This window comes from Amycolatopsis albispora, assembly GCF_003312875.1.
GTDB classification, from domain to species: domain Bacteria; phylum Actinomycetota; class Actinomycetes; order Mycobacteriales; family Pseudonocardiaceae; genus Amycolatopsis; species Amycolatopsis albispora.
Genome location: NZ_CP015163.1, coordinates 3,600,193 through 3,618,476, shown reverse-complemented (window position 1 = coordinate 3,618,476; position 18,284 = coordinate 3,600,193). Strand labels below are relative to the sequence as shown.

17 protein-coding genes are annotated in these 18,284 nt (G+C 70.3%); 15 read left to right on the top strand and 2 right to left on the bottom strand.

Features of this window, described 5'->3' with window-relative positions; genetic code table 11:
• Positions 1–23: 23 nt before the first annotated feature.
• Together A4R43_RS16815 and A4R43_RS16810 are read right to left on the bottom strand one after the other, a co-directional pair.
• Positions 24–1,097 carry an acyl-CoA dehydrogenase family protein gene (locus A4R43_RS16815; RefSeq protein ID WP_113693191.1) on the bottom strand — a complete coding sequence of 358 codons (1,074 nt, stop codon included), beginning with the start codon at positions 1,095–1,097 and terminating at the stop codon, positions 24–26.
• A 13-nt stretch (positions 1,098–1,110) separates the two neighbouring features.
• Positions 1,111–2,292, bottom strand: a complete 1,182-nt coding sequence (locus tag A4R43_RS16810; RefSeq protein WP_113693190.1) for an acyl-CoA dehydrogenase family protein — start codon at positions 2,290–2,292, stop codon at positions 1,111–1,113.
• A 251-nt stretch (positions 2,293–2,543) separates the two neighbouring features.
• On the opposite strand from A4R43_RS16810, the gene A4R43_RS16805 reads away from it, so the two are divergent.
• The 15 genes from A4R43_RS16805 (at position 2,544) to mraY (ending at position 18,271) form a co-directional block, all read left to right on the top strand.
• On the top strand, positions 2,544–3,422 hold the full coding sequence (locus A4R43_RS16805; protein ID WP_113697664.1) for a 3-oxoacyl-ACP reductase: 879 nt from the start codon (positions 2,544–2,546) through the stop codon (positions 3,420–3,422).
• Between the two features lie 44 nt (positions 3,423–3,466).
• Positions 3,467–4,228 carry a glucose 1-dehydrogenase gene (locus A4R43_RS16800; RefSeq protein ID WP_113693189.1) on the top strand — a complete coding sequence of 254 codons (762 nt, stop codon included), beginning with the start codon at positions 3,467–3,469 and terminating at the stop codon, positions 4,226–4,228.
• Positions 4,229–4,244: 16 nt separating this feature from the next.
• Positions 4,245–5,030 (top strand): MlaE family ABC transporter permease, encoded by a 786-nt coding sequence (locus A4R43_RS16795; protein WP_113693188.1) that lies wholly within the window; start codon positions 4,245–4,247, stop codon positions 5,028–5,030.
• The gene (locus tag A4R43_RS16790; RefSeq protein WP_113693187.1) at positions 5,030–5,884 is read left to right on the top strand and encodes an MlaE family ABC transporter permease; all 855 of its coding nucleotides are present in this window, start codon (positions 5,030–5,032) and stop codon (positions 5,882–5,884) included. The genes A4R43_RS16795 and A4R43_RS16790 overlap by 1 nt, the downstream gene beginning before the upstream one ends.
• A complete protein-coding gene (locus A4R43_RS16785) occupies positions 5,881–7,197 on the top strand; it encodes an MCE family protein (RefSeq protein ID WP_113693186.1) in 1,317 nt (438 codons plus the stop codon). The genes A4R43_RS16790 and A4R43_RS16785 overlap by 4 nt, the downstream gene beginning before the upstream one ends.
• Positions 7,194–8,228 carry an MCE family protein gene (locus A4R43_RS16780; protein WP_113693185.1) on the top strand — a complete coding sequence of 345 codons (1,035 nt, stop codon included), beginning with the start codon at positions 7,194–7,196 and terminating at the stop codon, positions 8,226–8,228. The genes A4R43_RS16785 and A4R43_RS16780 overlap by 4 nt, the downstream gene beginning before the upstream one ends.
• The gene (locus tag A4R43_RS16775; RefSeq protein ID WP_113693184.1) at positions 8,225–9,256 is read left to right on the top strand and encodes an MCE family protein; all 1,032 of its coding nucleotides are present in this window, start codon (positions 8,225–8,227) and stop codon (positions 9,254–9,256) included. Before A4R43_RS16780 ends, A4R43_RS16775 begins: the two co-directional genes overlap by 4 nt.
• The gene (locus A4R43_RS16770) at positions 9,253–10,446 is read left to right on the top strand and encodes an MCE family protein (RefSeq protein ID WP_113693183.1); all 1,194 of its coding nucleotides are present in this window, start codon (positions 9,253–9,255) and stop codon (positions 10,444–10,446) included. The genes A4R43_RS16775 and A4R43_RS16770 overlap by 4 nt, the downstream gene beginning before the upstream one ends.
• Positions 10,443–11,603, top strand: a complete 1,161-nt coding sequence (locus A4R43_RS16765) for an MCE family protein (protein WP_113693182.1) — start codon at positions 10,443–10,445, stop codon at positions 11,601–11,603. The genes A4R43_RS16770 and A4R43_RS16765 overlap by 4 nt, the downstream gene beginning before the upstream one ends.
• Positions 11,603–12,847 (top strand): MCE family protein, encoded by a 1,245-nt coding sequence (locus A4R43_RS16760; protein WP_113693181.1) that lies wholly within the window; start codon positions 11,603–11,605, stop codon positions 12,845–12,847. Before A4R43_RS16765 ends, A4R43_RS16760 begins: the two co-directional genes overlap by 1 nt.
• A gap of 17 nt (positions 12,848–12,864) precedes the next feature.
• Positions 12,865–13,362 (top strand): hypothetical protein, encoded by a 498-nt coding sequence (locus A4R43_RS16755; protein ID WP_236809068.1) that lies wholly within the window; start codon positions 12,865–12,867, stop codon positions 13,360–13,362.
• A 173-nt stretch (positions 13,363–13,535) separates the two neighbouring features.
• Positions 13,536–14,024 (top strand): hypothetical protein, encoded by a 489-nt coding sequence (locus tag A4R43_RS16750; protein WP_236809220.1) that lies wholly within the window; start codon positions 13,536–13,538, stop codon positions 14,022–14,024.
• 166 nt (positions 14,025–14,190) lie between these two features.
• The gene (locus A4R43_RS16745; RefSeq protein ID WP_113697661.1) at positions 14,191–15,729 is read left to right on the top strand and encodes a UDP-N-acetylmuramoyl-L-alanyl-D-glutamate--2,6-diaminopimelate ligase; all 1,539 of its coding nucleotides are present in this window, start codon (positions 14,191–14,193) and stop codon (positions 15,727–15,729) included.
• Positions 15,726–17,192 carry a UDP-N-acetylmuramoyl-tripeptide--D-alanyl-D-alanine ligase gene (locus A4R43_RS16740; protein WP_113693180.1) on the top strand — a complete coding sequence of 489 codons (1,467 nt, stop codon included), beginning with the start codon at positions 15,726–15,728 and terminating at the stop codon, positions 17,190–17,192. The genes A4R43_RS16745 and A4R43_RS16740 overlap by 4 nt, the downstream gene beginning before the upstream one ends.
• Entirely contained in the window at positions 17,189–18,271 is a 1,083-nt protein-coding gene (gene mraY, locus A4R43_RS16735; protein ID WP_113693179.1) for a phospho-N-acetylmuramoyl-pentapeptide-transferase, read from the top strand. The genes A4R43_RS16740 and mraY overlap by 4 nt, the downstream gene beginning before the upstream one ends.
• Positions 18,272–18,284: the final 13 nt, after the last annotated feature.

Sequence of the window (18,284 nt, the reverse complement as noted above, 5' to 3'; positions counted from 1 at the left end):
GCCACGGCTCCCAGATACTGGTCTCAGCCGGAGATCAGGTCACCGAGCCGCCGCAGTTGCGCGGTGGCGCCGCCGAGGGTGAACTCCGCGCGCTTGGCGGCGACAAAATACCGGTGCAGCGGGTAGTCGACGTCGATGCCGATACCACCGTGCAGGTGCACCGCGGTGTGCGCGACCCGGTGCCCGGCTTCGGCCGCCCAGAACTTGGCGGTGGCCACTTCCTCGTCGGCGGGCAGGCCTTCGGACAGCCGCCAGGCGGCCTGCCACAGTGTCAGGCGGACCGCTTCCACGTCGGTGTAGGCGTCGGCGAGCCGCTGCCGGACCGCCTGGAACGAGGCGATCACGTTGTCGAACTGCTTGCGTTCCTTGGCGTATTCGGTGGTCATCTCCAGCGCGCGTTCGACCGTGCCGAGCTGGTAGGCGCACAGCCCGGTGGTGCCGCGCAGGCGGATCCACTCGGCGACTCCGGCACCGCTGAGGCGCGCCGAGTCGCCGACGTGCACGTCGTTCAGCTCGACGAGGCCGGCGTCGCCGCGGTCGACGACCTCCTGCGGGGAAATCTGGGCGGCGTCACGGTTGACCACGAACACCGCGTCACCGTCGTGCGTGGTGGCGGCAATCAGCAGGGCGTCGGCGTAGGCGGCGGCCGGGACGGCGGTCTGGGCACCGGTGAGCCGCCAGCCGTCGCCTTCGGCCTCGGCCGTGAACGCACACGGATTGCCCGCATCCGGTACGGCCGCGGTCAGCACCCGTTCGCCGCGTAGCACCGGGACCAGGGTTTCCAGCTGCCGCCCGGTCCCGAACTCGGCCAGTGCGGAAGCGGCCATGGTGATGCTCGGCAGGTACGGCACCGGGGCCACCGCGTGGCCCAGCTCGATCAGCACCGAGCACTGCTCCAGCAGGCCGAATCCGCCACCACCGGCATTCGAAGGCAGGGCCGCGTCGAGGATTCCGGCGCGGGCCAGCTCTGTCCACAGTGCTCGGTCGAAGCCGCCGGAACCGTGGGGTTCCCACGACTTCGGGTCCAGCTTGCCGTCGAGGATGCGGCGGGTGAGCCCGCCGAGGTCGTGCTGCGCCTCGGTCAGCGAGAAGTCCATCTGGCGTCCCCTTTCAGCGCGTGACCGGCAGGCCGAGCGTGGTGGCGGCGATCAGGTCGCGCTGCACCTCGTTGGTGCCGCCGCCGAAGGTGAGGATCAGCGCGGACCGGTGCAGCCGCTCGATCCGGCCGCGCAGCAGCGCACCGGGGGAGCCCTCGCGCACCACGGCGCCCGCGCCGAGCACCTCCATCAGCAACCGGTAGGCCTCCAGCGCGAACTCGGTGCCGAACACCTTGGTGGCCGAGGCCTCGCCGGGGCCGAGTTCCTGTTCGGCCGCGGCCCAGGCGATCTTCCAGTTGCGCAGTTTCAGGTAGTCGGCGTGCGCGTGCACGCGGGCCAGGTGCAGCCGGACCCATTCGGCGTCGATCACCCGCCGTCCGTCGGGGCCCTGGGTTTTCTGCGCCCAGTCACGCACCTCGCCGAGCGCGGTGCGGATCGGCGCGGCCGAGGTCAGCGCGACCCGCTCGTGGTTGAGCTGGTTGGTGATCAGCGGCCAGCCCTTGTTCTCCTCGGCGATCCGGGCGCTGAGGGGGACACGCACGTCGGAGTAGTAGGTCGCGCTGGTGCCGACGCCGGCCACCGTGCGAACCTTGGTCCAGGAGAAGCCCTCGGCGGTGGTGGGCACGACCAGGATGCTGATGCCGCGGTGCTTCTTCGCGTCGGGATCGGTGCGTGCGGCCAGCCAGACGTAGTCGGCGTACTCGATCAGGCTGGTCCACATCTTCTGGCCGTTGATCACGTACTCGTCGCCGTCGCGGACCGCGCGGGTGCTCAGCGAGGCCAGGTCGGTGCCGGCGCCGGGCTCGGAGTAGCCGATCGAGAAGTGCAGTTCGCCGGCGGCGATCCGGGGCAGGTAGAAGGCCTTCTGCTCCTCGGTGCCGTACCGCATGATCGTCGGCCCGACGGTGTTGATGGTCAGAAACGGTACCGGCACGCCCGCGGCCGCCGCTTCGTCGGTGAACACCAGCTGGTCCAGCATGGAGCGCGCCTGGCCGCCGTACTCCTCCGGCCAGCCGAGCGCGAGCCAGCCGTCCCGGCCCAGCTCCCGCACGATCTCCTGGTAGGCGCCGTCCTTGCCGTACTCGGCGCCGCCCGCGCCCAGTGCTTCGCGGCGTTCGGGGGTCATCAGCCGGGCGAAGTAGGAGCGCAGTTCGTCCGCCAGCCGCTCCTGCGCCTCGGTGTATCCGATCCGCATACCGTCACCTCCGCCCGTCGGGCTCGTTCTGGTGTATGCCCGTTAACCGCGTTAATCTAGAACAGGTTCTAGTTGTACCGCAGAACACCGGCCGGAGGAAGCCATCGGCACCGGCTTGTACTAGAACGCGTTCTCGTGGATGTCCGAAACCTGCTGCAAAACGGCCTTGCCTTGGACGAGAACAGATTCTAGTCTGACTGCATCCGACGGTCAGTGACGATGCGACAGGTGGTGGAGTTCTGGTGACTTCGGTGACCCTGGAAGGCCGCACTGCGATCGTCACCGGAGCCGGTGCCGGGCTGGGCCGTGCGGAGGCGCTGGCGCTGGCGGCGGCCGGTGCGTCGGTGGTGGTCAACGACGTCGCCGAGCCGGCCTCGGTGGTCGAGGAGATCGAGGCGGCCGGCGGCAAGGCCGTCGCGGTCACCGGGGACATCGGCGAGCGCGCCACCGCGGACGCGCTCGTGGAAGCCGCCGTCGGGCAGTTCGGCGGGCTGCACGTGGTGGTGAACAACGCCGGGGTGCTGCGCGACCGGATGCTGTTCAGCATGTCCGACGAGGAGTGGGACCTCGTGCTCCGGGTGCACCTGCGCGGGCACTTCCTGCTCTCCCGCAACGCCTCCGCCTACTGGCGCAACAAGTCCAAAGTAGACGGGCAACCGGTGTACGGCAGGGTGGTGAACACCGCGTCGGAGGCGTTCCTGCTCGGCTCGGCCGGGCAGCCGAACTACGCGGCGGCGAAGGCGGGCATCGTGGCGCTGACCATGTCCACCGCCCGGGGGCTCGCCAAGTACGGCGTGCGTGCCAACGCGATCTGCCCGCGGGCCCGCACCGCGATGACCAAGGACGTGTTCGGCGACGCGCCGGAGGGCGTCGACCCGCTGTCCGTCGAGCACGTGGCGCCGCTGGTCGCTTATCTCGCGTCACCGTCCGCGGCCAAGATCAACGGCCAGCTCTTCGTGGTGCACGGGGGCATGGTCGCGCTGCTCGCCCCGCCCACGATCGAGCAGCGGTTCGACACCGGGAACCAGCTGTGGAGCCAGGACGAACTGGAGGAACGCCTCGGCGGGTACTTCGCCGAGCGCGACGCCGACCGCATGTTCGTCACGCCCGAAGTCCTTTCCCTGCCTTAGGAAGGCCGTGCGGGCCACCGACCGACGAGATGATGTGAGGCGCGATGGGCAAGCTGGACGGCAAGGTCGCTCTGATCACCGGGGCGGCCAGGGGACAGGGCGCGGCGGCGGCCCGGCGGTTCGTCGCCGACGGCGCGCGGGTGGTGGCCGCCGACGTGGCCGACGAGCTGGGTGAGAAGCTCGCCGCCGAACTCGGGGACGCCTGCGTGTACCAGCACCTCGACGTCACCGACGAGAACGCCTGGCCGGTGGCGACCGGGCGCGCGGCCGAGGCGTTCGGCAAGCTCGACGTGCTGGTCAACAACGCGGGCGTGCTGTTCTTCTCGGCGCTGGAGCAGACCAAGCTGGCCGACTACGAACGCGTGATCCGGGTGAACCAGATCGGCACCTTTCTCGGCATGCGCGCGGCGGTCGGCCCGCTGACCGAGGCCGGTGGCGGCTCGATCGTGAACGTGTCCTCTGTGGAGGGTCTGGCCGGGATGCCCTACCTGACCGCCTACACCGCGAGCAAGTTCGCCATCCGCGGCATGACCAAGGTGGCCGCGCTCGAACTGGGCGAGCGCGGGATCCGGGTGAACTCGGTGCACCCCGGCGCGATCGACACGAAGATGATCACCGACGCGCTCGGGGGTGCGCCGGTGGACATGTCGCTGGTGGGCAAGAAGGTGGCGCTGGGCCGGGTCGGCGAGGCCGAGGAGATCGCCGCGCTGGTCGCGTTCCTGGCCAGTGACGACAGTTCGTACTGCACGGGGAGTGAGTTCGTGGCGGATGGCGGGGCGACCGCCACGCACGCCTTGAAGGTCTGACGAGTCCGGAGGCGCGATGGCTGGCCTGGCGACGATGCCCGGCACGGCGGCACTGGCCCAGGTGGGCAGGTTGGCCACCCTGGCCTGGGAAGTGCTGCGCGCCATCCCGCGCCGGCCCTTCCAGTTCCGCGAGTGGATCCAGCAGTGCTGGTTCTTCGCCAGCGTGACCATCCTGCCCACCGCGCTGGTGGCGATCCCGTTCGGCGCGGTGATCGCGCTGCAGCTGGGCTCGCTGACCCAGCAGATCGGCGCGCAGTCGTTCACCGGCGCGGCCAGCGCGCTGGCCATCGTGCAGCAGGCGAGCCCGCTGATCACCGCGCTGCTGGTGGCGGGCGCGGGCGGCAGCGCGGTCTGCGCGGACATCGGGGCGCGCAAGATCCGCGAAGAGATCGACGCGATGGAGGTGCTGGGCGTCAACCCCGTCCAGCGGCTCATCGTGCCGAGGGTGCTGGCCGCGATCGTGGTGTCGGTGCTGCTCAACGGCCTGGTCAGCGTGGTTGGCGTGCTCGGCGGCTACTTCTTCAACGTGGTCATGCAGGGCGGCACGCCCGGGGCGTACCTGGCCAGCTTCAACGCGCTGGCGCAGCTGCCCGACCTGTGGGTCAGCGAGATCAAGGCGTTCCTGTACGGGTTCGTCGCCGGGGTGGTGGCCGCCTTCCGCGGGCTGAACCCGTCCGGTGGGCCGAAGGGGGTCGGGGACGCGGTCAACCAGGCGGTGGTGATCACCTTCCTGCTGCTGTTCGCGATCAACGTGGTGCTCACCGCCATCTACCTCCGCATCGTTCCCCCGAAGGCGTTGTGATGACCGAAACCAGTACCGAACGGGTGCCGGACCGCACCCTCGAGATGATCGCGCGGCCGGGGGCGTTCCTGGAGGGCTTCGGCGCGCAGCTGTCCTTCTACGCCCGCGCGATCGCCTGGACGCCGCGCACGCTGCGGCGTTATTCACGCGAGACGCTGCGCCTGCTCACCGAGGTCAGCTTCGGCACCGGCGCGCTGGCGGTGATCGGCGGCACGCTCGGCGTGATGATCGGCATGACGCTGTTCACCGGCCTGGTGGTCGGCCTGCAGGGTTATTCCGCGCTGAACCAGCTCGGCACCGCCGCGCTCACCGGGTTCATCTCGGCCTACTTCAACACCCGTGAGGTCGCGCCGCTGTCGGCCGGGCTGGCGTTGTCGGCGACGGTCGGCTGCGGGTTCACCGCTCAGCTCGGCGCGATGCGGATCTCCGAGGAGATCGACGCGCTCGAGGTGATGGGCGTGCCGAGCCTGCCGTACCTGGTCACCACGCGCGTGCTGGCCGGGGTCACCGCGGTCATCCCGCTCTACGCGGTCGGCCTGCTGTCCTCGTACCTGGCGTCGCGGCAGATCACCATCTGGTTCTACGGGCAGTCGGCGGGCACCTACGACCACTACTTCGGGCTCTTCCTGCCGCCGGAGGACGTGCTCTGGTCGTTCCTGAAGGTGATCATCTTCAGCGTCCTGGTGATCCTTTCGCACTGCTACTACGGCTACACCGCGCGCGGTGGGCCCGCCGGGGTCGGCATCGCGGTCGGGCGGGCGGTGCGCACCTCGATCGTGCTCATCTCGGTGCTCGACTTCTTCCTCAGCCTGGCGATCTGGGGCACCAACACGACCGTGCGGATTTCCGGATGAACCCCGGGCGCCGCATCCTCCTCGGCCGCCTGCGCCACCAGGCGCTCGGTGTGCTGTTCCTCGTTGTGGTGGCGTTGTTCTTCACCGTCACGATCGCCATCTACGAAAAGAAGTTCGTGCCCTACACCGCGGTCACGCTGGAGACCGACCACGTGGGCAACCAGATGCGCGAGGGCGCCGACGTGAAGGTGCGCGGCATGGTGGTCGGCGAGGTGCGCTCGATCAGGGCCGCCGGGGACGCCGCGGTGCTCGAACTCGCGCTCGACCCGGACAAGACCGAGGTGATCCCGGGCAACGTCAACGCGCGGCTGCTGCCGAAAACCCTGTTCGGGGAACGGTATGTGGCGTTGCAGGTGCCCGGCGACCCGGCGCCGCCGATCGCCGCGGGCGCGGTGATCGGGCAGGACCGCAGCAGCACCGCCATCGAGCTGGAGGAGGTGCTCGGCAACGTGCTGCCGCTGCTGCAGTCGGTGCAGCCGCAGAAGCTGTCCAGCACGCTGAACGCGGTGGCCACCGCGCTGGAGGGCCGGGGTGAGCAGCTCGGGCAGACGCTGGTGCAACTCTCCGACTACCTCGGCCAGCTGAACCCGTCGCTACCCGACATCAAGGCCGATATCACCGGACTGGCCGACACCGCCGACGTCTACAACCGCGCCGCCCCGGACTTCCTCGACGCGCTGTCCGACCTGACCACGACCACGCGCACGCTGGTGGAGAAGCAGAACGGCGTGGCGGAGATGTTCGGCACGGTCACCGACGCCTCTGCCGACCTGACCAGCTTTCTCGAGGTCAACCAGGACAACCTGATCAACCTGACCAAAACCGTGCGGCCCACGCTCGACGTGCTGGCGAAGTACGCGCCCGAGTACCCGTGCCTGCTGCGCCAGCTCGCCGAATCGGTGCCCCGCGCGGAGGAAGCGTTCGGCAAGGGAACCGACGAGATGAACCACGTGACCATCCGGATCACCGCCAGCCGCGGCAAGTACCTGCCGGGCGTGGACGAACCGCGCTACGACGACAAGCGCGGGCCGCGGTGCTATCCGGACGTGCCGCCGCCGGGGCGGTGGCCGCAGTACCCGCCGGGCGGCCCGATCGAGGACGGGTCCAGCAAGCCGGCGCCGCCGAAGTCGCCGGGACCGGACCTGCCCGGCGGTGGTGGCGGGGCGAGTTCGCTGGCGAACTCGCCGGAGGAGCAGCAGTTGATCTCCGCGCTCACCGCGCCGGCACTGGGCCTGCCGCCCGCCGAGGTGCCGGGCTGGGGCGGGCTGCTGGTCGCGCCGTTGTACCGGGGAGCGGAGGTGACGCTCGAATGAGGAGCTTCGTACCGGCGTTGCTGAAGATCCTGGCCTTCGCGGTGGTGACCGTGCTGCTCACCGCGGTGCTCGGGGCCACCATCGCGAACACCGACTTCGGCGACAGCGCCCGCTACAGCGCGGTGTTCACCGATTCCTCCGGCCTCAAGGAGGGCGACGACGTCCGCATCGCCGGGGTCAAGGTGGGGCAGGTGGAGTCCATCACCGTCTCGGACGACCACCGCGCCGAGGTCCATTTCGGCGTGGACGCGCTGCGGGAGCTGCCCGAGGCGGTCACCGCGACGGTCAAGTTCCGCAACCTGATCGGCCAGCGCTACCTCGCGCTCGGGACCACAGTGGACGGTGACGGCAAGCTGCCGGACGGCGGCCGGATCCCGGTGGAGCGCACACAGCCCGCGCTCAACCTGACCGTGTTGTTCAACGGGTTCGAGCCCCTGTTCAAAGCACTCGAACCGGCACAGGTGAACCAGCTGTCCTACGAGATCATCCAGGTGTTCCAGGGCGAGGGCGGCACGATCCGCAGCCTGCTCTCGCACACCGCGTCGCTGACCTCGGCGATCGCCGACCGGGACGCGGTGATCGGCGAGGTGATCACCAACCTGAACAACGTGCTCGGCACGATCAACCAGCGCGGGCCCGGCCTGGGCAACCTGATCGACCAGACCCAGCAGCTGGTCACCGGCCTGGCCGAGCAGCGCCAGCCGATCGGGGAAGCGGTGTCCGCGCTCGGTGAGCTGACCGACACCACCGCCGGGCTGCTCGCCGAAGCCCGGCCGCCGCTGAAGGAGGACATCGCCGCGCTCGGGCAGCTGTCCGGCAATCTCGCCGACTCCGAGCAACTGCTGAACGAACTGCTGCAGGTGATGCCGGGCAACCTGGAGAAGTTCACCCGCACGCTGAGCTACGGCAGCTGGTTCAACTACTACCTGTGCGGGCTGTCCGGCACGATCGGCATCTCCTCGCTGAACATCACCGTGCCGTTCCTGCCGATTCCCACCAACGAGATGCCGGAGAGGTGCCAGCCGTCATGACGCCGCTGCGGGAACGGAACCAGGCCGCGGTCGGCGGCGTGGCGCTGGTGCTGATCGCGCTGGTCGCCGTGGTCACCTACGCCTGGAACGACCTGCCACTGCTGGACAAGGGGATCGGCTATTCCGCGGAGTTCGCCGAGTCGGCCGGGCTGGCCGCCGGCAACGAGGTGCGGGTGGCCGGGGTGACCGTGGGCGAGGTGACCTCGGTCGAACTGGACCGCAAGAAGGTGCTGGTCGAGTTCGAGGTGGAACGGGTCGGCGTGCCGGACGCCACGATCGCGTCGATCGAGATCAAGACGCTGCTGGGCGAGAAGTTCCTGGCGCTGCACCCGGCGGGGGAGCAGCCGCAAGATCCGGCCGCGTCCATTCCACTGGAACGCACGCGCACGCCGTTCGAGCTGCAGGACGCCTTCGAGAAGCTGTCCGACACGGTCCAGGAGGTCAACACCGACCAGCTGGCGCAGAGCTTCAACGTGCTCTCGGACGCGTTGAAGGACACCCCGCCGCACCTGCGTGAGGCGCTCGACGGGCTGTCGTCGTTGTCGAAGACGGTGTCCTCGCGGGACACCGAACTCGCGAACCTGCTGTCGAACACCAGCCAGGTCTCGAAAACGCTGTCCGACCGCAACGCCCAGCTCTCACGCATCATCGGTGACGGCAACCTGCTGCTCACCGAACTGCAGAACCGGCAGGACGCGATCACCCGGCTGCTGGACGGCACCAAGCAGCTGTCCGACCAGCTTTCCGGGCTGGTCGCGGACAACCGCGGGCAGCTCAAGCCGGCGCTGGAGAAGCTCGGCACGGTCACCGACGTGCTGCACCGCAACCAGGAGAACCTGAGCCGCAGCCTGGAACTGCTCGCGCCGTTCACCCGGATCGGCGCGAACGCCACCGGCAACGGACGCTGGTTCGAGGGCTACATCTGCGGGCTGCTGCCGCCGGTGATCACCGTGGCCGGGGCGCAGATCAATCCGGAGGGCTGCAGTCCGCCGATCGCCGCGCCGAACCAGGGGGTGGCCCCGCGATGACCGTCGAGACCAGGGCCGGGCGAAGCCTGCTGTCGTGGCTTTCCCTGGCGTGCGTGGCGTTGCTGGTGCTCGCGGCCGGACTGTGGTTCGCGGTGCGCGACCCCGGTGGCACCAGGATCACCGCGTACTTCGAGAAAACCGTCGGGCTCTACGCCGGTTCGGCGGTGCGGGTGCTCGGCGTGCCGGTCGGCGAGATCACCGAGGTGACGCCCCAGGGCGCGGTGGTGCGGGTCGAAATGCGGGTGGACGGCGGGGTGCAGATCCCCGAGGGCGCCGGTGCGGTGGTGGTGGCGCCGAGCCTGGTCAGCGACCGGTACGTGCAGCTGACCCCGGCCTACGACGAGGGGCCGGAGCTGGCTTCGGGAGCGGTCATCGGCACCGACCGGACGGCCACGCCCGCCGAGCTGGACGATCTGTACGGCAGCCTGAACGAGCTGTCGACGTCGCTGGGGCCGCAGGGCGCCAACCAGGACGGGGCGCTTTCGCGTGTGCTGGACACCGCGGCGGCGAACCTCGACGGCAACGGGCAGAACCTCAACGACACGGTCACCCGGCTCTCCGAGTTGTCCAGAACGCTGGAGGGTTCGAAGGGCGACATGTTCGCCACGGTGAAGAACCTCAAGTCGTTCACCGAAATGCTGGCGGGCAGCGACAAGCAGCTCAACGAGTTCTACGCGCGGCTGTCCGATGTGGCCGGTCACCTGTCCTCGGAGTCCGACGACGTGGGCGCCGCGCTGACCTCGCTGGCCACCTCGCTGGACGACGTGCGCGGGTTCGTCGAAGAGAACCGCGACCTGCTCGGCTCCAATGTGGACAAACTTGCCGGGATCACCAAGGTGCTGGTGGACCAGCGGGGCGCGCTGGCCGAGGTGCTCGACGTCGGGCCGACCGGCATGACGAACTTCATCAACACCTACGACGCGGCGTCGGGCAGCATCGCGGTGCGGTACAACGCGAACGAACTCGCGCACCCGCTGATGGTCACCGTGTGCAAGCTGGTCAGCGCCGGGACGCCGGCCCAGCTGCCGGACACGCTCGGGCAGTTGTGCCAGGGGCTGGCGCCCATTGTCGACGGCACGCTCAAGGTGCCTTCGCTGTCGCAGATGCTCAACTCCATCCAGAACGGCGAGCTGCCGCCGTTGCCGCTGCCGCTGGTGGACCTGCTCTCGGGCAACCTGGGGGTCAAATGACCAGGTGCCGCAAGCTGGTCGCCGCGGTGGCGGGCGCGTTGCTGCTCAGCGGCTGCGGGGAGTTCGCCGGCATGTACGACACCCCGCTGCCGGGCGGGGCGGAGCTCGGCGACCACCCGTTCCGGCTGACCGTGCAGTTCACCGACGTGCTGGACCTGGTGCCGCAGGCGGCGGTGAAGGTGGCCGACGTGCCGGTCGGGCGGGTCGAGGAGATCGCGCTGTCGGAGGACACCCACTACGCGGTGGTGCGGATCGTGGTCAACGGCGGCGTGGTGCTGCCCGCGAACTCCGGCGCCGAGCTGCGGCAGTCCAGCCTGCTCGGCGAGAAGTTCGTCGAGCTGCGCGGGCCGTCGGCCGGGGAGCAGGCGGACGGCAGGCTCGGGGAAGGCGCGGTCATCCCGCTGGCGAAGACCAATCGCAACCCCGAGGTGGAGGAGGTGCTCGGCGCGCTTTCCCTGCTGCTCAACGGCGGCGGCATCGACCAGTTGCGCACGATCAGCCAGGAGCTGACCAACGCGCTGTCCGGCAACGAGGCCGACATCCGCGCCCTGCTGTCCAGAGTGGACGAAGTGGCCACCGAGCTGGACGGGCACAAGGGTGAGATCGTGCGCGCCATCGACGGGCTGAACCGGCTGTCGAGCACGCTCAACTCGCAGACCGACGACCTCGAGGTGGCGCTGAACGACCTCGCGCCGGGGCTGCAGGTGGTCACCACGCAACGCGATCAGCTGGTCGGCATGCTGCAGTCGCTGGACAAGCTCTCCGATGTCGCGGTGACCACGGTCAACGCCAGCCGCGACGAGCTGATCGCCGACCTGCGCGCGCTGGAGCCGACACTGGAGAAGCTGGCCGAAGCGGGGCAGAACCTGCCGACCGCGCTGAAGATCCTGCCCACCTACCCGTTCCCGGACGCGGCGGGCGCGGTGGTCAAGGGCGACTACGCGAACGTGCGTGCCCGCGTCGACCTCAACCTGGATTCACTGGTGCAGAACTTCCTCAACTCCTCGCAACCACCGATCGCGCTGCCGCAGAACCCGTCGGCGCCCCCGCCGCCGTCACTACCGCTGCCGACCGCGCCACCACCGCTGGGCGTGCCGGGCGGCGGTGTGCTCGGCGGGCTGGACGGCCTGCTCGACGGCATCCTGGGAGGTGGCTGATGACGCTCGGCCGCAAGCACCGCATCCAGCTGATCGCCTTTGTGCTGATCGCCGTGGTCTCGGTGGTCTACGCGGGCGGCAACTACGCCGGGCTGGACCGGCTGTTCGGCGCGCGTGGTTACCTGGTCACCGCGCGGCTGGCCGATTCCGGCGGCATCTTCGTCAACGCCGAGGTGACCTACCGCGGGGTGACCGTCGGCAAGGTGACCGAGCTGGTGCTGCGGCCCGACGGCGTGGACGTCCGGCTGGACCTGGCCGACGACGGGCCCAAGATCCCCGCCGACACCGCGGCGGTGGTCGCCAACCGCTCGGCGGTCGGGGAGCAGTACGTGGACCTGCGGCCGCTGCACGAGAACGCGCCGTACCTCGAAGAAGGCAGCGTGATCACCAAGGATCGCACGCAGCTCCCGGTGTCACCGGACACCGTGCTGTCCAATCTGGACTCGCTGGTGTCCAGTGTGGATCCCCAGTCGCTGCGGACGGTGGTGGACGAGACCTATCTCGCCTTCGCCGACGCCGGGCCCGACCTGCGGCTGCTGCTGGACACCGCGGGCTCGTTCACCACCACCGCGACCGAGCACCTGCCCGACACCCGGGCGCTGCTCGCCGACGCCCGGGTGGTGCTGGACACGCAGCGGCGCCAGGGCGACAACCTGACTTCGCTGGCCAGCGGGCTCAAGGAGATCAGCGCGCAGCTGAAGGAGTCCGACCCGCAGCTCCGCAAGGTGATCGACGACGCGCCGAAGCTGAGCAGGCAGGTCAGCGACGTGCTGGCCACCTCGGGCACTGATCTCGGGGTGGTCTTCGCCAACCTGCTGACCACCGCGCAGATCACCACCGTGCGGGTGGACGCGGTGGAACAGCTGCTGGTGGCGTATCCGGTGATCTCCGCGTTCAGCCGGTCGGTCACCTCGAACGGGGAGGGCCACCTCGGTTTTGTGCTGAACCTGTTCGACCCGTACTCGTGCACGAAGGGTTACGAGGGCACCAAGCAACGGCCCGCGAACGACACCAGCGAACTGCCCGCCAACACCGAGGCGTACTGCGCGGAGCCACCGGGCAGTCCGACCGGGGTGCGCGGGGCGCAGAACGCGCCGTACGCGGGCAAGCCGGTCGAGGTGCCCGCCAAGCCGTCACCGCAGGCACCGGCGCCGCCGGGGCAGCCCAAGCTTCCCGGCCTGCTGGACCTGGCCGGGCGGCCCGGCTCGGAAAATGTCGGCGGACTCTTGGGCTTGCCCGGTTGATCTGGAATCGTGCGCGTGTGAAATCCGTGAACCTCCGCCTGCTGCGGCGTGGCCTGCTGGTGGCCGCGGTGCTCGCCGTGGCCGCGGCCGCCTGGTTCGGCTGGTCGTGGCGGGCCGCCGCGCAGGACGACGAGCTGACCCGCGCGCGTGAGCGCGACGAAGTGCTGTCCACCGCCTCCACCGCGCTGACCGCGCTGAACACGGTCGACTACCGCACCGTGCAGTTCGACTACGACCGCTGGCTGCAGGTCAGCACCGGGCAGTTCGGCAAGGACCTGGCCACCGACCGCGAGGAGCACCTCAAGCGCACGGCGGAGACCAGGACCATGGCCACCGCGTCGGTGCGGCAGGCGGCGCTGGTGGAGCTGCTGCCAGACACCGCGCGGCTGGTCGCCGTGCTGGACGTGCGGATCGGGATCAACAACGAGCCGCCGGTGCCCAACCGCAGCCGGCTGTCCGTCGAACTGACCCGGACCGACCAGGGCTGGAAGGTGAGCGCCGTCCAGGCGGGCTGATGATGGGTACTGACAAGCAGGACACGGAAACCGGCGAAGAATTCACCGAAACGCATTCGGGCACGCTGGAACTGGACACCGATGCCGTCTCCGGCACCGACGGCACCGAATCGGAAAAGCCGGCGGAAGAATCGGCGGAAACGGGCAAAACGGATTCCCGGCTGGCCACTTCGATCGCCGTGCTCGCGGCGGTGCTAGTGCTCGCCACCGGGTGCGCGGTCTGGTTCGGCGTGGAGGCGGCGCGGCTGTCCGAAGGCGATCCGTCGGCGAACCTCGCGCTGGTGGACGCCGCTGCCACGGCCGAGGTCTCCGATCAGGTCGGTGCCGCGGTGAAGGCGATTTTCTCCTACGACTACGCCAATCTCGACCGGACCGAGCGCGCCGCGGGCGGGCTGCTGGTGGACAAGGCGGTCACCCAGTACCAGGAGAGCTTCGCCGCGGCGCGGCAGCAGGCGGAGGCGGAGAAACTGGTGCGCACCACCACGATCCGCTCGGCGGGCGTGCGGGAACTGCGGGCCGACAGCGCGCGGTTGCTGGTGTTCCTCGACCAGCAGACGCTGCGTCCCGGCGAGAACGGGCAGACCTCTTCGGCCGCCCATCTCGACGTGCGCGCGAAGAAAATCGACGGCTCCTGGAAGATCGCCGAACTCACCGCACTGTGACCCGGCTCCCCGGCCCGGGGGAGAGTTCCGCGCTACCAAAGAGCGATCGGCCGCTCGCACCCAGTACCGCCTTGGGTCACCCGAATGCGCCGCCGGTAACCTGCCGCCTGTGTCTGTCAACAACGATGGGCCTGGCAGGTCCGGCGGGCAGGTGCCGGACAGCCCGGTGAAGGCCGTCGTCGCACCGCCCCGGCCGGCGCTGACCGAGCCGGTGCCGCTGAACACGCTGGTCGCCCGCGCCGACGCCCGGCTGATCGCGCCACCCGAAAGCGTGGAGACGGCGGTGACCGGCGCGACCCTGCGCGCCCAGCACGTCCTGCCCGGTGACCTGTTCGCCGCCCTGCCCGGTGCCCGCGCCCACGGCGCCGACTTCGCCGAAGCCGCGATCGCCGCCGGTGCCACCGCGGTGCTCACCGACGAGGCGGGCGCCGAGCGCCCCGCCGTGCGCGACTCCGGGCTGCCGGTGCTCGTGCACCCCGAGCCGCGCCAGGCGCTCGGCCTGATGGCCGCGTGGATCTACGGCGAGCCGTCGCTGAAGCTCTCGGTGCTCGGCGTGACCGGTACCTCCGGCAAGACCACCACGGCCTACCTGATCGACTCCGGGTTGCGTGCCGCGGGCCGCACCACCGGGCTGATCGGCACGGTGGAGACCCGGATCGCGGGTGAGCGGCTGGCCAGCGCGTTCACCACCCCGGAGGCGCCCGACCTGCAGGCGCTGTTCGCGGTGATGGTGGAGCAGGGCGTCACGCACGTGCCGATGGAGGTGTCCAGCCACGCGCTGGCGCTGGGCCGGGTCACCGGCACCCGGTTCGCGGTCGGCGCGTTCACCAACCTGTCGCAGGACCACCTGGACTTCCACCGCGACATGGAGGACTACTTCGCCGCCAAGTCGCTGCTGTTCGACGGCCGGTCCACCACCGAGGTGGTGGTGGTCGACAGCGCGTGGGGGCAGGCGCTGGTCACCCCGCACACGGTGACCGTGTCCACCGAACCGGAGAACGAGGCGGCCTGGACCGCCACCGAGCTCACCGCGCTGCCCACCGGCGAGCAGTCGTTCGTGCTGCACGCGCCGGGTGGCCGCACCGCCGCGGCGAAGATCCCGCTGCCGGGTGAGTTCAACGTGGCCAACGCGCTGCTGGCCGCGGCGATCCTGGACGTCACCGGCGTGGAACTGCCCGACATCGTGCGCGGGCTGAGCGAGGTCGAGGTGCCGGGCCGGATGGAACGCGTCCACTTGGGACAGCCGTTCACCGCGGTGGTCGACTACGCGCACAAGCCGGCCGCGGTGGCGCAGGCGCTCGACGCACTGCGTGCCCGCACCGACGGCCGTGTGATCACCGTGCTCGGCTGCGGTGGCGACCGCGACACCGCCAAGCGCCCGATGATGGGCGAGGCCGCGGCCAGGCGCAGCGACGTGCTGATCGTGACCGACGACAACCCCCGTTCCGAGGACCCGGAACCGATCCGCGCGGCGATGCTCGCCGGTGCGCGGTCGGCCGGTGCCGCGGGCGGCGAGATCGAGGAAATCGGCGACCGGCGCGCGGCCATCGCGCGTGCGGTGGAACTGGCAGGCCCGGGCGACATCGTGCTCGTCGCGGGCAAGGGCCACGAGACCGGGCAGGAGGCACACGGCGTGGTGCACCCCTTCTCCGACCGCGACGAGCTGGAGGCCGCGATCCGCATCAGGCTGGGGGTGCACGCGTGATCGCGCTGACCCTGGCCGAAATCGCCGAGATCGTCGGCGGGCGGCTGCACGGCACCGACGGCAGCCAGCGGGTCACCGGATCGGTGGAGTTCGACTCGCGGCAGCTCACCGAAGGCGGGCTGTTCATCGCGCTGCCCGGCGAGAAGGTCGACGGGCACACCTTCGCCGCCAAGGCGGTGGCCGCCGGCGCGGCCGGGGTGCTCGCGGCCCGCGAGGTCGACGCGCCCGCGGTGATCGTGCCGCCGCTGGCCGACGGGCAGGCGAACGAGCGCGCGATGGTGCTCACCGGGGACTCCGACGGTTCCGGTGCCGCCGTGCTGGCCGCGCTCGGCAAGCTCGCCGCGCACGTGGTCGGTGAGCTGGCGAAGACCGGGCTGACCGTGGTCGGCGTGACCGGCTCGTCGGGCAAGACCTCCACCAAGGACCTGATCGCGCAGCTGCTCGAACCGCTGGGCCCGACGGTCGCGCCGCCCGGTTCGTTCAACAACGAGCTGGGCCACCCGTGGACCGCGCTGCGTGCCGACGCGAGCACCCGGTACCTGGTGCTCGAGATGTCCGCGCGCGGGCCGGGGCACATCGCCGAGCTGGCCCGGATCGCGCCGCCGCGCATCGGCGTGGTGCTCAACGTGGGCAGTGCGCACGTCGGCGAGTTCGGTTCGCGTGAGGGCATCGCCAAGGCCAAGGGCGAACTGCCCGAGGCGCTGCCGGAAGACGGCATCGCGGTGCTCAACCTCGACGACGCGCTGGTCGCGGGCATGGCGTCGCGGACGAAGGCCAGGGTGGTCGGCGTCGGCGAACACCCGGACGCGGCCGTGCGCGCCGAGAACCTGGTGCTCGACGAGCAGGCCCGCGCTTCGTTCCGGCTGGTCACCGCCGCCGGTTCCGCGGACGTGAAGTTGCCGCTGCACGGCGAGCACCACGTCGGCAACGCGCTCTCGGCCGCCGCCGTCGCGCTGGAGCTGGGTGCCTCGCTGGAGGATGTGGCCGCGCGGCTGTCCGCGGTGACCCGGCGCTCCGCCCGGCGCATGGAGGTCACCACCAGGGAAGACGGCCTGGTGGTGCTGAACGACTCGTACAACGCCAACCCGGAGTCGGTCCGGGCGGCGCTGAAGGCCCTCGCCTCGATGAGCGCGGGCCGCCGATCTTGGGCGGTCCTCGGTGTGATGGGCGAACTCGGTGCCGATAGCGTGGCCGCGCACGACGAGATCGGCCGCCTGGCCGTCCGGCTCAACATCGGCAGGCTCGTGGTGGTCGGTGAGGAAGCCGCCGCGATGCACCAAGGCGCAAGCCACGAAGGTTCATGGGGAGAGGAGTCCGTCCTGGTGCCCGACACCGACGCCGCCATCGCCTTGCTTCGCGAGCAGCTGCGGCCGCAGGACGTGGTGCTGGTCAAGGCATCCAAGGCCGCCGCGCTGTGGCGGGTGGCCGACGCGGTGCTCGCGGGTACTGGCGGTGAGGCGTGATCAGCATCCTGATCGCGGCATCCGTCGGCCTGCTGGTCTCCATCCTGCTCACGCCGTACCTGATCCGCGTGTTCTCCCGCCAGGGCTTCGGCCAGGAGATCCGCGAGGAGGGCCCGGCCGGGCACAAGTCCAAGCGCGGCACGCCGACCATGGGCGGCGTGGCGATCATCATCGCGATGGTGGTCGGCTACTTCGTCGCCCACCTGATCAACTGGATGGGCGACGACAACAGCAGCGGCCCGTCCGCCTCCGGCCTGCTGGTGCTGTTCCTCGGCGTCGGCCTCGGCGTGGTCGGTTTTCTCGACGACTTCATCAAGATCCGCAAGCAGCGCAACCTCGGGCTGAACAAGACGGCGAAGATCGTCGGCCAGGTGGTGGTCGGGGTCGCCTTCGCGGTGCTCGCGCTGCAGTTCGCCGACGAGAACGGGCTCAGCCCGGCGTCGATGAACCTGTCCTACGTGCGCGACATCGAGCTGATCGTGCTGCCGATCCCGCTGTTCGTGCTGTTCACCCTGGTGGTCATCTCCGGCTGGTCGAACGCGGTGAACTTCACCGACGGCCTGGACGGCCTGGCCGGCGGCGCGGCGGCCATGGTGCTGGCCACCTACGTGGTCATCTCGTTCTGGCAGGCCAGGCTCAGCTGCGCGGAGAGCCCGGCGGCCGCCTGCTACAACGTGCGCGACCCGCTGGACCTCGCAGTGGTCGCCGCGGCCGCCACCGGCGCCTGCGTCGGCTTCCTGTGGTGGAACGCCGCGCCCGCGAAGATCTTCATGGGCGACACCGGCTCGCTGGCGCTCGGCGGCCTGGTCGCCGGGCTGTCCATGACCACCCGCACCGAGCTGCTCGCCATCGTCATCGGCGGCCTGTTCATGGTCGAGATGATCTCGGTGGTGCTGCAGATCGCGGTCTTCCGCACCACCCGGCGGCGGTTGTTCCGGATGGCCCCGTTCCACCACCACTTCGAGCTGGCAGGCTGGGCCGAAACCACGGTGATCATCCGGTTCTGGCTGCTCGCGGCGATCTGCTGCATGTTCGGCCTCGGCCTGTTCTACAGCGAGCAGCTGGCCGGCGGCGGCTGACGCAGGGAAGGAC

Bases quoted from the DNA above. Each gene is read 5' to 3' on its own strand.
- A4R43_RS16815 (WP_113693191.1), bottom strand. From the start codon at position 1,097: ATGGACTTCTCGCTGACCGAGGCGCAGCACGACCTCGGCGGGCTCACC.
- A4R43_RS16810 (WP_113693190.1), bottom strand. From the start codon at position 2,292: ATGCGGATCGGATACACCGAGGCGCAGGAGCGGCTGGCGGACGAACTG.
- A4R43_RS16800 (WP_113693189.1), top strand. From the start codon at position 3,467: ATGGGCAAGCTGGACGGCAAGGTCGCTCTGATCACCGGGGCGGCCAGG.
- A4R43_RS16795 (WP_113693188.1), top strand. From the start codon at position 4,245: ATGGCTGGCCTGGCGACGATGCCCGGCACGGCGGCACTGGCCCAGGTG.
- A4R43_RS16790 (WP_113693187.1), top strand. From the start codon at position 5,030: ATGACCGAAACCAGTACCGAACGGGTGCCGGACCGCACCCTCGAGATG.
- A4R43_RS16785 (WP_113693186.1), top strand. From the start codon at position 5,881: ATGAACCCCGGGCGCCGCATCCTCCTCGGCCGCCTGCGCCACCAGGCG.
- A4R43_RS16780 (WP_113693185.1), top strand. From the start codon at position 7,194: ATGAGGAGCTTCGTACCGGCGTTGCTGAAGATCCTGGCCTTCGCGGTG.
- A4R43_RS16775 (WP_113693184.1), top strand. From the start codon at position 8,225: ATGACGCCGCTGCGGGAACGGAACCAGGCCGCGGTCGGCGGCGTGGCG.
- A4R43_RS16770 (WP_113693183.1), top strand. From the start codon at position 9,253: ATGACCGTCGAGACCAGGGCCGGGCGAAGCCTGCTGTCGTGGCTTTCC.
- A4R43_RS16765 (WP_113693182.1), top strand. From the start codon at position 10,443: ATGACCAGGTGCCGCAAGCTGGTCGCCGCGGTGGCGGGCGCGTTGCTG.
- A4R43_RS16760 (WP_113693181.1), top strand. From the start codon at position 11,603: ATGACGCTCGGCCGCAAGCACCGCATCCAGCTGATCGCCTTTGTGCTG.